Here is a 16,272-nt window from a genome sequence, read left to right as displayed (position 1 = left end):
TACCTCCACCATGCAAATTTATTAAATTTAGTTTGCATGATATTTCTGGTTCCGGTGCAAACTTTTAAATGATTAGGTAAGAAATCTGCAAACTTTGAACGTACTGATACTATCAATCTAGAAAAGGGATGGTGTTCAGTGTGGAGAATCAAACTTTATTCAAATGGAAGCATGATCAGCCTGATATTATTTTGCTAGCAGTAAGATGATACCCACTGTACAACCTAAGTTTTCGTGATTTGGTGGAAACGATGGAGGAACGAGGATTATCGATTGCTTACACAACGATTAGGCGTTAGGTTCATCAACATAGACCTGAATTAATGGATGAACCATTCATCATAGGAACACCTGCTAGACTTATAGTATCTTTTAGAACAATTTTTTCCCTGCTGGTTTTCCAAAACTTTTATCCTTTACAGTAGTTTTCCAATACCATGTGTTGTAGGGGTTTTCCTCAGTTTCAGGACGATATCCTGAAGTACGTGGGTATTCAACTGAGAGGCCAGGTTCTATAAGTTGATTTAAACGATTGTAGGATTCAAGTGGACCTTCCATTAATTTTTGAAGGGAAGATAGATCATCATTTGTAAAATCAGGGTTAAATTTCTCCGCAATTCTTTTTAATTGTTCAATCGTTAGTTTTTTAACAGCCATTTATTCTCCTCCTAATAATAATGTTTGACACTAGAAATCCCCCTTACAATACAACATAAATATTCATATTTTCCGATATATGTAAAAATACAATAAAATCAATGATACCTTTACAGAGTATCAAAAAATAAGAATATTTTAAAAAGCGAAATTACCATTGTCATTTACATTTATAACAACCATCTTTTAACTATCAAACACTTATGTCAGATGTTCTTACATAATTTCCCTTTATTTTACATTGGATTTACATAATATTACGTTTTTTCATATTTAATACACATTAAATTTATATTTTTTACACTAGAATGGTAGATTTTCATTATGCTATAGAATTTATGATTCTGGTGAAATAAGTGTAGGTCATATTCGCATTAAGTTGACATAATACTGATTAGAGCCGAAATTCCTACGATTCACAGAGGATTTAAAATCCGTATCTTAAAACGGTTATATGTAGATCACTAACGAGCCTCTTGACTTTAATAATCTAGAAATGCATTTATGAACATCGAAAAATGGGTTCTAACGTTCTGAAAAAGAAGATAATGAGATCGAGGCATTTGACAAGGGATGTGAAAACGAAATGGGATATGGATGTCTTGATAAGAAGAGGGTGTCCCAAGTACAAAAACCGTGCTTTTGGGACACCCCCCTGCGATGCCGCGATAAGGGCCCTTACACTATGAATAACGATTAGTGACTAGGGTTCCTTTCGTCATCAAAACAAATATCATTTAATGTAATAATGATTATCTCAACCAAAAATGTATGAAATATGGAAACCTTTAAGTCATTTTATGTATGTCCACCAGGTTTGAGTGCAATCCTAAACTTGAGTTCAAAGAATCTTATTGGTTTCTTTAATTGAGATCAAGTCTGTTAAGTAAGGAGAATACATGGAAAAAATCATGATGACGTTGATATTTTTAAGCCCTTTTGCTCTAGTTTTCATCAGTCTCATAATGGCCCATTTTCACTTGAATTCATTGGCTAAATTTACATTTGGCTTTTTACTTTTATGGGTTATGTTTGTTCCATTTGTAATTTTACTTATTGAAGAACATAAAAAAGATAAGAGGAAACCTCAAACGTAGTGTAACAGACATGATGTTGCATGAATAAAGTTCAGATTCCTTTTGGTCTTACCCCTGTCAAAGTAGACAGCAAAAAAACTTTATGCAACGAGTGCGTTTTATTTTTCTACCGTCCGTGCTATGACCGCGCCAAATACAAGCGCCCATACTGGAGCACTAATATGGAGGAAGGATACGTTTGACAAGGCAATGATAAAAGCAGATAGCACACTTAATCGATATCGATTTCCGACAAATCCCATCTGCAAGCTGGAATGCAGGACCCCAATTAGAGAAAAACCAGCTAGCAGGGAAACAAACGCCTGCGGAAGAGATTGAATGAACGGAACAATCTTCCAAGCAAAAACACCAAATAATAAAGTCACGATTCCGGACACGAGGGAAGCCACATATCGCTTTGATCCGGGCCCTGAATCCGGGCCGGCACAGATAGCCGTCATCATGCCGGCAATATTCGCGCTTTGTCCTCCAAAAAAACTCGCGATGACGGAAAAAATCCCGCTTATGGAAATGATTTTGCGAATAGGAGGCTCAAAGTGGGAGCTTTCCAATGCCCCTATTCCGGGTGCTGCATCGTTGCTCAGAATCAGCATAGCAAGAGGAAGAGCTAAGGTTAGCATCCCCATCCACGTGAATTCTGGAGTTTGCAAAGAAGGAAAGAAAAAAGTGATTTCCCTGGATGTCATGCTCAAGTCCTGCGTCCATAACAGGGCAAGGAAAGCCACGACTACAGTCACCATAACAGGTGGCAAACGCTTACTATATTTCGTGACAATAAAAAAACTAATTAGGGCTGCTCCTCCAACCAATGGCATTTCTTTAACCGAAGGGACAAGCCGAACAACATAACCAGTAACCAATCCCGCCAGCATCGCTGCAATAATTTCCTTTGGTACCCATTTAATCATTCTTGTAAAAAGGCCGGACATGCCGACGAGAAAAATCAGTATTCCCGACATTACGTATCCGCCAATCAACTGTGGATATGTAAATTGGGAAGTCACCGTTGCCAAAAAAGCCACTCCCGTAATGGAGTGACCTCCAGTAATCGGAATCCGAAATAACAACGGCATGAGAATACCGAAGAGTCCACCAAAAAAATAGACGGCAAACATCCAGTTGATCGTTTGCTGAGCCGTAAAATGTCCGGAAGCCGCTGCTTCTAAAATAATGATCGCTGGCCCCGTCATGACCAAGGTGCTGGCAATCAGTCCGGAAGATACGTTCTGACTCGTTATATTTCGGAAAAGATGATTTTTTTTAAACTCCCCGTCTGTTATGAAACCTCTTTGTCTTTCTTCATATTTATCCGGCAATCCCATCTGATCCACTCCTCTCCTTCCTCTTTTATTGATTAATATAATAATTGAGACAAGAATGGAGAATTGTCAAGCAGTTTCACTTTTTAGTTTTGCTGCAACCTAAATTGCAATGTAAATCAACGCCTTGGTTCTAGTACAAAAAATCCCTGGTAAAGATTAGAAGAGGATGATCAAAAAAGGATTTCTGAATCTCTTGATAATACACTCAACTTTATGAAAGAAATGCTGGGAGATAATGATGATTTTGTAATAAAGCAACTACTTCTTATTCCACCGACACTAATATCGCATCCCCGTTCTTGGAAACTTTTACTTTCGCATAGTTCACTTTTTGCTGCAGATCCAGCCCGGTTCCTTCACTCACAAAATAGTTTTCGATGCCGTATTCAATATTTCCTGATCCTTTGTAGCGTCCGGTAATCCAAACATCCACGTCCCCCTGTTCAGGGTTTTCCGGCTTGCCCATAACAAATGAGCCGCTGTATTCATAAACTCCATGTTCATTCTTTGCCAGTTTAATCGAAATTTTTTCATTGGGACGAGGTTCTGGTGAAATCGTCACGTTGGAAATGGAGTAGCGTAACACGATATAATCGCCCTGCAATAAAGAACGGGGATCGACAGGCTGTAATTCCAATTTGATTAACTCGCCGTGAGCCAATAGTGATTCGCTTTTTCCCGCTTGAACACTGATGGCGGATAATTGAACCAATATGACCAGCACAATCGGGACCCATTTTTTCCGAACCAAGCCAAGAGGTGCATTGTCTGCTTTTGAAAACCTGTCATATCGAGTCACAACCGCTAAAATAAGCAAACCGATAACCAGGAATGTAATGGACTTATGAAGCAAACTCCACAACAAATCATAATATTTATAGGCGATATAGACAAACCAAAATAATAACGCGACACGATATTCAAACACTCTCTCATGTTTCAAAGAAAGGAAAAGAACAATCGTTGAGGTGACAAAGTACAAACCATTCACTGTAAAATAGAAAACCGATAAATGCTCATTTAAGAATGTTAAGACGAAAAAAGCGAGAAACCCGCAAACATAACTATTTTGATAAACCATGCGCTTTAAAGAATCTTTAAAGATATTCCTTCCCGCAAATAAGGCGATATTTAACAGGACCAATATCAGCACTGTCACTTCCATGGTAATACCCTCATCCAACAAGGAGGCAAACAACGCAATCATCGTTGCAAAATACGTTAAGTGCTTGATGCTTTTACTTTCATGGTTCCAAAAAACGAACCCCAACATCCCGATAAACAAGAAAGAAAACGCGATATTCGATAAAATGGCAGATGGAATCCCGATCAAATAACCCGTTAACAGCAGCGTATGGCGAATGACAGCATTCCATTTCGGTTTCAGCACAGCTGGCAAAATAAAGGCGAATATAGCGAGAAGCGCCATGATATAAAACGGTATTTCCCCAATAATCAAAAATAAAATGCCCGCAATCGAACTGGCTCCTGTTACAGACGCTACAGCCACTATGACACCGATAAACGTCTTTTTTATCCAGGAGCTCGCCATGCCTTTCCATTTACTCAAAACGAACACGGCGGCTCCGACAATCACAACCGGAAAAAATATCGTCCATAAAAACACATATTCAGAGCCGACAAAAGCTAAAAAAGCGACGAACTTGATAATGAAAAACGCCGCCAGAGCCACTCCCAATAAGACAGTATATCCTTTTTCCCTCTCTTGTTTCATATCGTGCCAAAACCAAAAAACAAGAATGGCCATGTAAACGATGCTCATCATTGATGAAAAGAATTCAAACAATTCTCCTCCCGTCAACATTAGCATGGTGATGTGGAAGACCGTAAAGGATAAAAAAGTGAGAGGCTTTGAGCGAAAGGCTCCTTTTTGAATAAGCCAAAATAAAACGATATTCACAAAAGCCACTCCTAAAAAGAAAGCCCTGTACCAATAGTCATCCTCCATTCGAATCCCTGATGAAGGAAATAAAAACAACCAGACAGCCAAATGCACCAATACATAACTTAAAATGTAAAACGGCTGGTATTTCGTTATAAAAGCAAACAGAAGAGCAGGAACGGCCCATACCGTAAACAACATAAAGCTGTCTGCATGGGAATTATAAATTTGCCCAAGCAAAGCCACTCCGGCCCCAAACGCTATGCACCCTCCAAACAACAATAATTCGCTTAAAAAAGGCCGCTCCTGAAAAATCTTCGAAAAAACAAAGGCACTTCCGTAAAATAAGGCAATTAATCCAATGCTTAAACCGATTTTTTCCCACTTATCAAGCCCTGGCCAATTGGAAGCGAAAAAATAAATAATCGCCGCCAGAATTAAAGATAGACCCGTGACATAACCAAGTTCAATCGCTCGTTCTTTGGCCGGTTTGTTTCCAATCCCCTCTCCCATACTCATCATCTCCATGAAAGGAATCCGGCCCATTAAGAGCCGGTTGATATATTTTATCACACCAATACCTGGTAAAATGCTAATCTTATTTACGCAATAATGAATAAAATCGGTTTTAAATGGGTATACTGATGGTTACAGTTATCTATACAACCAAGGAGACATAAACATGAAAAACAGATGTGCCATTTGCAAACTGCCAAAAGAAATTCAGGACAAAGACAAAGGCCGTAATTATTGTAATGACTGTTTGGATGTGATTATGAAAGATTATAGATTTAAGTGAAGGACGATTCCCTCTATTCAACGGGGACCTTTTTGCCGATATTGTTCATCCCTTTCGTAACTCTTCCTCTTTCCAATCTCTACATAATAGTCCGCGGTGATTATACTTTTTTAAAATAGGCAAAGGAAACGCCCCAAAACTACGCGAAAGCATATGATTTTGGGGCGTTTCCTTTCGCGGCGCATCCTTTTCAATTCGCACTAACAACATACGTATCAGGCGAAACAGATGTCACAAACGGACTCGTTTCCCCAATGGCATACATGTGCAATTCATGCATGGCCCGAGTACAAGCGGTGTAAAACAGCTTACGCTCACTTTCTCGACCGTACTGTACTTTCGATGCGTTATAAATAATGACCGCATCAAATTCTACCCCTTTTGCGAGGTAAGAAGGAATGATAAGGATACCCGGTTCGAAAGACGTGGTCTCTTTGCCGATTAAACGGATTTGCATGTTCCCTTTTAACGATTCGTATGCTTCCTTACTTTCTTGTGCCGTCTTGCAAATAACGGCGATGGTTTGATGGCCCCTCTCTTGAAGTTCTTGAATTCGATTCATAACCTTTTCGTTCAGCTCCCGCCCATCTGCAGCTTTTGTCAATGTCGGTTTGCTTCCCTCGCGATTGAACGGCTCAATCACCTCTCCGCCCTGAATCAACTGCCTTGTAAATTCAACGATAGGCTTTGTTGATCTGTAGCTTCGGGTCAATATGAACGTTTCTTTTTGATTGGATTCATATAAAGAGGCCAGATCATCCAGGCCATTGTTTGCTGCATGCGCAAAAATTGCCTGATTCAAATCGCCGAGCACGGTCATTTTGCTGTATGGAAACAACTGTTTAATGAAAGAAAACTGAAAGGGAGAATAGTCCTGCACTTCATCAATAAATACGTGCCTTACAGAAGTGTTTGTCTGCCGCCCTTCTATTTTCTCCTTTAAATATAAATAAGGGGTCGCATCCTCATAAAAGAGTTCCCCAACATTCAATGTTTCAATAGTCTGCTCACAAATGCCCTCCCATTGGTCCAGCCGTTTAGCTCCAGGCAAAAAACGAGAGAAGTGCTCCGTCTTCTCGAACAGCCTGCCGTAAATGGCGGTTATGTCGATAAAATGCAGTTGCTTGACGAATGAACGCACTGGTTTAAAACGCTTTCTCACGACTATGGCAGCAAGCAGTTCCTGTTCACGCTGGAAGTCGTCAAACGTATCTCCCGTAAACTGTTTTTGCCGGCGAAGCCTCTGGTAAGCCTTTAAATATTCTTCCTTCGTAAGAAGCTCGGTTTCATCTTCCACCCACGATTCATCGCGCTCGAGCTTTTCCCATTTTGTCAATTGTTTAAGAAGCCATTCCGCTAGAAGTTTGATACGGTTAGGAATGGATAAAGAATGGTCAAGTGAATAAAACTCTTCCTTTATCCTCTCAGCAGAAATCAACACTTTCTTGCGAAACTTTACATCTTTGAAGATGATTCCTTCCTGTTTAAGAGATTCTGCATATTTGTCAATAGCCTCCATGAAACCTATGCTTGCCTTGTAGCGAATTCCTTCCATACGAGCCTCATATCCTGGTTCATTCATGGCTGTTAGGACATATTCCATTTGCGAAAGGGAATCTTCAAGATGAAAATTCTGTCCGAGGCGATGGTCCAAATATTCTTGAAACGTCGTCTGCTGCATGTTTTCCTCTCCAAGCTCGGGAAGAACGGTGGATACGTAGCTGTTGAACATCGGATTTGGAGAAAACAGCATGATATTCTCTGCCTTTAATGTTTCCCGGTATCGATACAGCAAATAGGCCACCCGCTGCAGGGCAGCTGATGTTTTGCCGCTCCCGGCAGCTCCCTGCACAACAAGAAGGCGGCTTCGTTCATTTCGGATAATCTCGTTTTGCTCTTTTTGGATGGTCGCCACAATGCTTTTCATTTGGGTATCCGCTTGTTTGCCGAGTACTTCCTGAAGCAGTTCATCCCCGATCGTCACGCCCGTATCGAACATGCTCTGGATATGGCCGTCGCGGATGATGAATTGCCGCTTCAATTCCATATCACCGGCAATCACCCCCTCAGGCGTTTCGTATTGCGCAGGCCCCGGGGAGTAGTCATAATACAAACTTGATACAGGGGCCCGCCAATCATACACAAGAAACTGCTCGTCGCGATCGTCAAGCAGCGAGGAGGTACCGATATAAATTTGTTCCCCGCTCTCTTCCCCGTCTTCCATAAAATCAACGCGGCCAAAATAAGGCGACTGTTTTAGTTTAGCCAACGCCTGAAGCTGTTTATGGCTATGCTGATGGCTGCGCTCTCTTTCTGACAGTAATTCCGCCTGCTGCTTAATACTGACATATGTTTCTGCCGCTTCATCCGGTTCATCCAAGTTGACTGTTACATCACTCCAGAAGTTTTTGCGGATGTCTACGATATCTCCCTTCAGGCTGCTGACATTTTGCTGAAGTGCAGCCATTCGTTTTCCAATTTCTTTTATCACTTGATCCACACGCTGTTGTTCTTTCTCTCTCTCTTGTCCCGACATACTCACGGCCTCACTCCTGTTCACATTTTTTTGAGTAAAGGTTTGACAATGTTATTTTTTCTTGTTATAATTATAATGTAATAGTATGATTATTTTTTCGTAAAAATAACCTATTTTTCATTCTACCATGACTATGTTTGAATTTCAATATACATACAATCCATGCAAAAAACCGGAAGCGCCTAAAGCTTCCGGTTTTTGTGCAGGAAACGAACTTCCACCTTTCATAGCCTTTTCTTCTTCTTTCTCTTTTTATTATCCCGCCCAATTGTATATATTCTTTAAGTCTTCTTCCTTTTGATAATCGTTTTGGACATACAGTCTATCTTTTCTCCCTTTTCTAGTGCACTCGTTAATTGAAACATTCCATGTTATATAAAAATATAGATAGCGCTTATATTTTAAATTTGAACTGAAATTTGATTTCATTCAGAATGGGGCGGATGTTTCATTTTCTCATCAAAACCGATTTTCTGTATAGGCATCTGCTTTCGTTTTTCCTATTCCAATACTGACAACTCTCCAGTGATCATTAACGCTTGCAAGGATAAAAATAACTGATAATTAAAATTAGAATCATTTAACTCTCGCCCTAACAAGCATTTAATCTTTTGTAAGCGATATCGCAGCCCGCTTACAGATAAACAAAGATCATCCGATGTTTGTTCGAGGTTTCCCCCATTTTCCAAATAAACGTACAATGTTTTCAGAAGTTCTTTATTTTTAGAACAAGAAGGATTATCATATAATTTCCCTAACATATATCGTGATGTTTGTTTCACAGCCTCTTCATTATTTGAATTAACTAGCATCCCTACTACTCCGAGTGACTCAAATGACACTATGGCGTTTTTTTCAGTCGCCATACGCAATGCTGTCCTCGCCTCATTATAATGCTTAAAAGCCTGATCAATATGCTCACCAATCATGCTGATACCTGTTCGAAATCGATAGAATGGATGGTTTTTAGAAAGAAATTTTAATATTTCACGGCTAAAAGATTCGATCGTTTTTGTAAGAATTGGTGTTGGAACTAATAAAACAACCCCGTTTGTGCGTTGCGAAAATAATAAATTCAGTTTATTTTCCTTTAAAAGTTCTGTTATTGTTTCCATAAATGCTTCATGAAAAACAAGTTCGTTTTCCAGCTTATCTTCGATGCTATGATATTTAATAAAAACAATATAATACGATTGAGTTAGATCGAGATTGATAAAATTTCCCCGCTGGATAATATCCTTTTTTGATGAAATTTTCCCATATAAAATGTTGTCTAAAAAGTATCCCTTCATGCGCTCTGTTGCTTCAAAGCAATTTTTTTCATTTAAAAGGTAAAGCGAACATGCTAACGAAACTCGTTCTATTGTCATAACATCAATCTCGGAAACTTCCGCTTTAGATTTAGTCAAAATAAATGAGCAGTATCCAGAAATTTTATTACTTATAAAAATAGGTGTAATTAAACGAGTGTGATGATCTGTAACGACCTTTTTCGTCGAAAGAAACGGTTCATACTTTTTTTCTTTTTTTTCTGTAAACAGTTTTCTGTTCTCGTGGAGATAGGATTTAAATGAGGAGTCTATTTCGAAATATTGACTTGTCGATAGTCCAGCGTAAGCAAAAGACCGAAATTTAAAATCATCAATTATGATAGGGATCCCGGTAGTTTCATAGACTACTTCCGCAATGGACTGTAAGTTATTCCCTTTAAAAATTTCTTCCGTTAACCTGCTATAAATATTTGCTGCCCTTCTTAAATTATTTCGCTCTATCAGTAGTTTTTCATACGTATACCCAAGCTCATCAATAATGGTATCTTCTTCATAATATTTCAGTTCATTTTTCACTACATTTTCATCGCATAAATCAATCGATTTAGCGATCCAGCTGCAACAATTATCTCCTTTAGCTTCACATGTGATCTCTCTGACAATGACTTGTTGATTACTAATAACAGATAAATAGCCGCTTGCGTAGCCAACTAGAGTATTACATACTGGTTCATTAGCTGTTCCGTAACGATTCACATATTCTTCGGCTTCAAAAGAATGAAACCAATTACCTTCCATATGAAGAGACCATTTCGATTCATCATCCGTCTTGTCGCTCTTCAAATAGGTTACCTCTACATTGGCATGCCCTTTCAGCATATGCATAACCGGACCTTGTTCAATAGATTCTTTCGTTGTTGAAAAATTCATAGTCAAGGCCTTGCGTGCATCATTTTCACCAAGCTCCTTACCATGGCGAATGAAAAAGCCTTTTAACCTTTCTTTTCCAATGTTTTTAGCAATATCTTCTTTAAGTGTTCCCATTGCTGATATGGATAGTAAAACGACTCGCTCACCATCCGCATAATACTCTCCATTTCGTTTGGTTAAAGATTCTGGTAAAAAAATATTATTAGCCATACCGGTTGTAACCCCCTGTCCTGTAAAGGATCAACCAAACTTGGTAAGCGCCAGGCCTTTAGTACGAGTCTATGCTACCTAGTTCAACCCCAGATTTTCAAAGCTTACAAGATTTATAATTCGGCTCAAAAGCTCAGATGCCGACGATCTTTACAGTAAGATCACTTAAAGGATATGTTTTACATGCAAGTGCGTAGCCTTTCTCACGTTCACTATCTGTTAAAACAGCTTTCGAAGATACCCCAAACTCATAATCTCCAGCTGTTATTTTCATTTTACACATCCCGCAGCCACCAGCGCAACAACCGTAAGGAAATCTCACGAAGTTCTTTCTCGCAGCGTCAAGGACGCTTGAATCACCACTGCAAAAGACCGCCTCACCATCGATGGTGACTTGATACATCGTTTGCCTTTTAGTAACTATATCCATTGTTTCACCTCTTTTCTTTGATATACGGGATCAAAATTGGGCAGACTTCCGTTTTCGAAGTCCACCCAATCTTGAACATGAAAGCTGATATCCACGAAAAGGAGATAATGCCTCAAACGCTGATTTTGCGCTGGATTCCGCCTACTCCCCATCAACAAACAATGGCATTTTACGAACGGTTGTTGCCATTTTACTCATTTCACTCATCCCGTTGTGAATGTTCTTGTCTTTTTTTCACGGATATTCCTGCAATTCCCCAATGTTCTGGTTCCATCTCATTGATTAGTATCCTGACATTCTCAACCGGGGCATCCAAAACGTTACTAATTGTGTTCGTAACTTCCTTAATGAGCTCTTCTTTCATTTGAGGAGAACGACCTTTTATTATATTGATTTGAACAAATGGCATGTTTTTCACTTCTTTCTTTCCTAGTAAACTTCGCCTGGACCTCTCCAAGACTATCAAAACTTACAGAAAAAGCATTATCTCTTTCAATCATGATGGTCTCAGTCAGTGCTCCCGCTTTTATGTTAACGCTTTTGAAAATGATTCCATTAATTCGCGGCGATGATAGAAAATCCCGGTACCGATTTGATCCTCCGTCCATGTAATCGTCGGGAAGTCTGCATAAGTGATGTAACCGCTTGCAAAAGCTTCGTTGCGATTACCTGATGGATCAAAGAAATAAACCGTTTGTCCCCGTGTAATACCGTGTCGTGTCGGCGTTACTTCAATATGGATTTTGTTTTTCGATAAAATATCAGCCGCCTTTAAGACTTCATACCAGTTATCCACATGAAATCCTGCGTGGTGAAACTTCTTATCTGGTCCTTTGACAAACGCCAGATCATGTGCTGTATTTGTTATCGCAAGGAAGCTTCCTATCATCTGTTCTCCGTCAACCGTTACGATTTTTTCACTTTGCCGGAAGCCAAGTACCTCTGTAAAAAAGCGTGTGACTGTTTCGATGTCATCTCCCGTTAAAAGGGCGTGATCGAGACGGTGAGGCGCAATTCCACGCAGGTTATCAGGCCACGGATCTGGATTCACCGTACCGACATTTGTACCAACAAATTCGATATCGCTGTATAATTCGACTTCATGGCCTGTCGGAATTTCAAAACGAATCGCTTCTCCTTCCGCAATACGGGAACCATAGGAAACACGCGATAATTTGCAGCCAAACTGTTCGATTTTATGTTCAAGTATTTCTAATTCATATGGATCTTTTACCTTGAATGCCATGTGATCCATCCCCGGCGAGTCCGCTTTTTTCAAGATAATGCTGTGGTGATCATACTCATCCCACGCTTTTAAATAGATACGTTCACTGTCGCGAGCCGTTTCTTCTAATCCAATTACGTTCTTATAATAATCAGCTGATTGTTCTAAATCCATCACACGCAATTCAATTCGACCAATACGCATAATACTGCTCATAAATAGCAACCCCCTTATTTATTAAATTATATTGAATATTCTAATAAAACGAAATGTCAGAAACCTACACAAATCTTTCTATTTTTTGTAGGTTTGTGCTAGTTTTGATAGACTGTTCTCTCTTGAAAAATACGTAAAGCGGCTTCGCAACAAAGTTTATCTTCCTCTTCAGACCCCCCGCTGACTCCGATTCCTCCAATTACTTTACCGTCTGACAAAATGGGATATCCCCCACCGAATACAACGAGGCGTGACGTATGGACAATCCCTGTTTTTAATGCCGGGCTGTTTTCGATTAGCGGATACCATTCATGTGTAGGAATTCCAAAGGCAATCGCGGAATATGCTTTGTTTTGTGCGATTTCAATACTTAAAAGCGGTGCGTGATCCATTCTCGAAAATGCCACTAAGTGTCCGCCATCATCAACAATGGCAATGTTTACCGTTATCTTTAATTCGTTTGCCTTTTCTTTCGCTTTTTGAATCATTTCGTGAGCCAGTCCATTCGAGATCACTTTTTTATTAAGAATCATCATTTCTCTGCTCCTTTATAAAATCCTCTAAATGACACTTACCCTGGAGAATGCAGGAATTATTTCCTCCATGTACACCTGTCCTTGATCTTCATGCAAACGTCTTATCCATTTCAATTGAATCTCTTTATGTTGCTTGAGTGTTTTTAAAATCTCAACTTCTATTTCACCGGTATACTTATGATTCGCTCGAATATAGGAGACGCTCTTATAGCGCTGATCATTAACAATCGCCTCTGTTTCATAAACCCCCGGCTTTGGAAGTGTAAAATGGGGATCTATTTTTACGATCGCTTTTGATTGATCTTCAGTTCGACCTTTGGAATGGATTGAACGAATCTTTCCCCTCGTTTCATAAAATGTACCGAGATAATTAGGAATATTGTCTACATCGCCTGCTCCGAGCATTTCTCTAATCAGTGTGGAACTAATTTTTTCATTAGCTTCATTTACTTTTGAAACGGTTGTTACGCCAAACTGTCCAATACCATGATCTTTTATCGTTTTCATATTGCCTTCTCCCCGGCATCCATAGGTAAAATCAAAGCCGGCAACAACATGCTTGACATTCAATGCGAGTAAATAATCGTTTACAAACTGCTGCGGTGAAAGGGCGGCAAACATGAGATCAAAACGAACGACATAAAGAATATCGACTCCCAGCTGTTCAAACTTTTCTTTCTTTAATGAAAGCGGCGTTAAATATTGAACTGGGTTCTTCCCCCCCGAAAGCACTTCCTTCGGATGGGGGAAGAACGTCATAACGGCCAACTTTACCTTTTTTCGCTCGGCGATTGTTTTTGCCTTTTCAATAACGGTCTGATGCCCGATATGAACACCGTCAAAAAAACCGAGAGCCGCTACACAAGGCTCTTGTTGATCACAGTTATTTCTCTTGTCATGCGCAATCAGTACTGTTTCCACATCGATTCCTCTCCTTATACCAGCTAGTGTCCCTTTTTCAAAATAACCCGTTTCCATCTTTTTGCATGTTACACATTGGTTCACACTAGGGTAGGATCAGAAATCCTTCCTGGATTACTAAACCAATGAAGAGGTACTAGACTGTATATCGCGATATTTTCCATCAAAAAACAGGAGGGGTTCACCATCTTGAATTTGAATATCAGTCACTGCGCCAATAAATAATGTGTGATCGCCCGCATCGACCTCTTTACATACATCACACGTAATGTTTGCGAGTGCATCTTCAATAACAGGCATATTATTAAACCGCTCAAAGATAACCTCATAGTCTTCCTTTAACTGCCCGGCAAACACCATAGACATTTTTTGCTGGTGGTCGGAAAGCAAACTAACCGCGTATGTTTTTGATTGTTTAATGCGGTCATGCATTTTTGCCTTCTTGCCTACAGAAATGAGCACCAATTTCGGGTCTAACGATACAGACATAAAAGCGTTTGCTGTCATTCCGTATACTTCATCATCTACTTCTGTCGTGATAACCGTTACACCAGTTGCGAATTTTCCCATTGCATTTCGAAAAAGTCGATCATCCATTTTAAACTCTCCTCTGCCATCTTTTATATTATTGCTTAACTAGTTCCTTTTCAGGATTAACCCAATTGTCCACGGTCCAGCCTTCAAGATCATATTCACTTAATGCTTGGTCAACAAAGCTCTTGTACTTATCGCTTTCACCTGTTGCATTAGCAATATTAACCATTTCTGCGCGGACGTTTTCTGTATTGCCGCCATAGTTAATTTCATACAACTCGTGGCGTGCACCAAATTCTGTGCCAATTGAATCCCAAATCATTTTGTACAATTTCACACGTTCTAACGCGTCAACTCCAGACCCGCGATAATACTTGTCTATATAAGGACGAAGTTCAGGATTTAAGAAATCTTCGGCACCAGAAGGCAACTGGATTAGACCTCCGGCAAGAACTTGTTCAAAAATATTTTTCACTTTCGGCCATACAAATGGTGCAAGTGCGCGATACGCAGCACCATATTTCAAGTTTGGCATTACCGTGCCGTTCCATCCCGGAGTTGGATCGGTTGCCATTGCAGTAGACAGCGACCAGAACGTATTACGCCATGCAAGCACTTCTCCGACATTCACTTGAACACCTCTAAATTTATTTGTTCCCGCCTGTTCAGTCGCTTTAAGCAGTAATCCTGCCATAAAGTCTAATTTAACCGCAAAACGAGTGCATCCTTGGAATGTGAAGCGATTAATAAATCCTGTTTCAACGAAAAATTTATTTGTGACATCAACATTTTTATAAGTTAGTACGTTCTCCCACGGAATAAACACGTTATCTAGAACGATGACCGCGTCATTTTCGTCAAAACGGCTTGATAGTGGATAATTAAAAGGTGAGCCTGATCTGGATGCCTGAAGTTCGAACGATTGACGGCTAATCATTTTCACTCCAGGCGCATTCATCGGTACAAGGAAAATTAATGCATGACTTTGATCGCCGTCACCTAAATCTGTCGGTCCATAGTTAGAGACAAAATTATAATGTGTCAACGCTGCAGATGTCCCGACCATTTTGGCACCGCTTACAATTATTCCGTCGTCACGTTCCTCCACAGCACGTACAAACACATCTTTGTTTTCATGCAGGGGTTTCGAACGATCTACTTGCGGATTGATAATGGTGTGGTTAATAAATGGAAGTTCTTTTCCTGCTTTTTCATACCAACGTTTTGCATTAGATTCAAATCCCGTATAATAATCGGCATATGCATTCAATTGTCCTGTGAATGATGCTTTATAATCAGGTGATCTTCCCATAAATCCATAGCTTAATCTCGCCCATTCAGCAATTGCGTCTCTCGCTTCTAATAAATCTTGTGCGCTTTTTGCTTCTGTAAAAAATTTATGTGTTGTATATCCTTTTTCTGTCTTTGTTGTTAAGATTGGAGCTTTTTCCGGGTCATGCAAAGCATCATACAATCTTGCAACGGAGCGAACGGAGTTGCGATACGCAGGATGTGTTGTGACATCATCAATTTTTTCCCCATTTAAATAAACTGTACGTCCATCTCTTAAACTTTCAATGTACTCTTTACCATTCATCATTTTTCACTCTACCTCCGGTTCAATTTTTTGTTGTGGTGTACCTTTCCAAGATGTCAACGTATATCTTAATCGTAACGGATGTTTT

12 protein-coding genes and 1 pseudogene are annotated in these 16,272 nt (G+C 39.7%); 1 reads left to right on the top strand and 12 read right to left on the bottom strand.

The window, feature by feature from the left end; translation table 11 throughout:
* Window positions 1-140 precede the first annotated feature (140 nt).
* A pseudogene (locus ACFOU2_RS11060) lies at window positions 141-296 on the top strand (IS6 family transposase); the annotation flags it as partial.
* Between the two features lie 76 nt (window positions 297-372).
* On the opposite strand, the gene ACFOU2_RS11055 reads toward ACFOU2_RS11060, so the two are convergent.
* The 12 genes from ACFOU2_RS11055 to ACFOU2_RS11000 all read right to left on the bottom strand — a co-directional run bounded on the left by ACFOU2_RS11055 (window position 373) and on the right by ACFOU2_RS11000 (window position 16,187).
* On the bottom strand, window positions 373-657 hold the full coding sequence (locus ACFOU2_RS11055) for a hypothetical protein (RefSeq protein WP_377915050.1): 285 nt from the start codon (window positions 655-657) through the stop codon (window positions 373-375).
* Window positions 658-1,852: 1,195 nt separating this feature from the next.
* Entirely contained in the window at window positions 1,853-3,076 is a 1,224-nt protein-coding gene (locus ACFOU2_RS11050; protein WP_377915104.1) for a benzoate/H(+) symporter BenE family transporter, read from the bottom strand.
* Between the two features lie 265 nt (window positions 3,077-3,341).
* Entirely contained in the window at window positions 3,342-5,492 is a 2,151-nt protein-coding gene (locus ACFOU2_RS11045; protein ID WP_377915048.1) for a GDYXXLXY domain-containing protein, read from the bottom strand.
* Window positions 5,493-5,968: 476 nt separating this feature from the next.
* Entirely contained in the window at window positions 5,969-8,320 is a 2,352-nt protein-coding gene (gene helD / locus ACFOU2_RS11040) for an RNA polymerase recycling motor HelD (protein WP_377915046.1), read from the bottom strand.
* Window positions 8,321-8,814: 494 nt separating this feature from the next.
* Complete coding sequence (locus ACFOU2_RS11035) at window positions 8,815-10,725, bottom strand: XylR N-terminal domain-containing protein (RefSeq protein ID WP_377915044.1); 1,911 nt, start codon at window positions 10,723-10,725, stop codon at window positions 8,815-8,817.
* A 133-nt stretch (window positions 10,726-10,858) separates the two neighbouring features.
* Window positions 10,859-11,155, bottom strand: a complete 297-nt coding sequence (locus ACFOU2_RS11030; protein ID WP_377915042.1) for a 2Fe-2S iron-sulfur cluster-binding protein — start codon at window positions 11,153-11,155, stop codon at window positions 10,859-10,861.
* A gap of 199 nt (window positions 11,156-11,354) precedes the next feature.
* On the bottom strand, window positions 11,355-11,612 hold the full coding sequence (locus tag ACFOU2_RS11025) for a 2-hydroxymuconate tautomerase (protein ID WP_377915040.1): 258 nt from the start codon (window positions 11,610-11,612) through the stop codon (window positions 11,355-11,357).
* Window positions 11,613-11,681: 69 nt separating this feature from the next.
* Window positions 11,682-12,596: a catechol 2,3-dioxygenase gene (locus tag ACFOU2_RS11020; RefSeq protein ID WP_377915038.1), complete on the bottom strand. Its 915-nt coding sequence runs from the start codon at window positions 12,594-12,596 to the stop codon at window positions 11,682-11,684.
* 98 nt (window positions 12,597-12,694) lie between these two features.
* Entirely contained in the window at window positions 12,695-13,132 is a 438-nt protein-coding gene (locus ACFOU2_RS11015; protein ID WP_377915036.1) for a GlcG/HbpS family heme-binding protein, read from the bottom strand.
* Between the two features lie 24 nt (window positions 13,133-13,156).
* A complete protein-coding gene (locus ACFOU2_RS11010; protein WP_377915034.1) occupies window positions 13,157-14,053 on the bottom strand; it encodes a riboflavin kinase in 897 nt (298 codons plus the stop codon).
* A 117-nt stretch (window positions 14,054-14,170) separates the two neighbouring features.
* On the bottom strand, window positions 14,171-14,650 hold the full coding sequence (locus ACFOU2_RS11005; RefSeq protein ID WP_377915032.1) for a flavin reductase family protein: 480 nt from the start codon (window positions 14,648-14,650) through the stop codon (window positions 14,171-14,173).
* Window positions 14,651-14,678: 28 nt separating this feature from the next.
* A complete protein-coding gene (locus ACFOU2_RS11000) occupies window positions 14,679-16,187 on the bottom strand; it encodes a 4-hydroxyphenylacetate 3-hydroxylase family protein (RefSeq protein ID WP_377915030.1) in 1,509 nt (502 codons plus the stop codon).
* Window positions 16,188-16,272 lie beyond the last annotated feature (85 nt).

Origin of the sequence: Bacillus songklensis (genome assembly GCF_042649685.1) — a bacterium.
GTDB lineage: Bacteria > Bacillota > Bacilli > Bacillales > Bacillaceae_H > Bacillus_BA > Bacillus_BA songklensis.
This window is presented reverse-complemented; position numbering and strand designations above follow the sequence as displayed.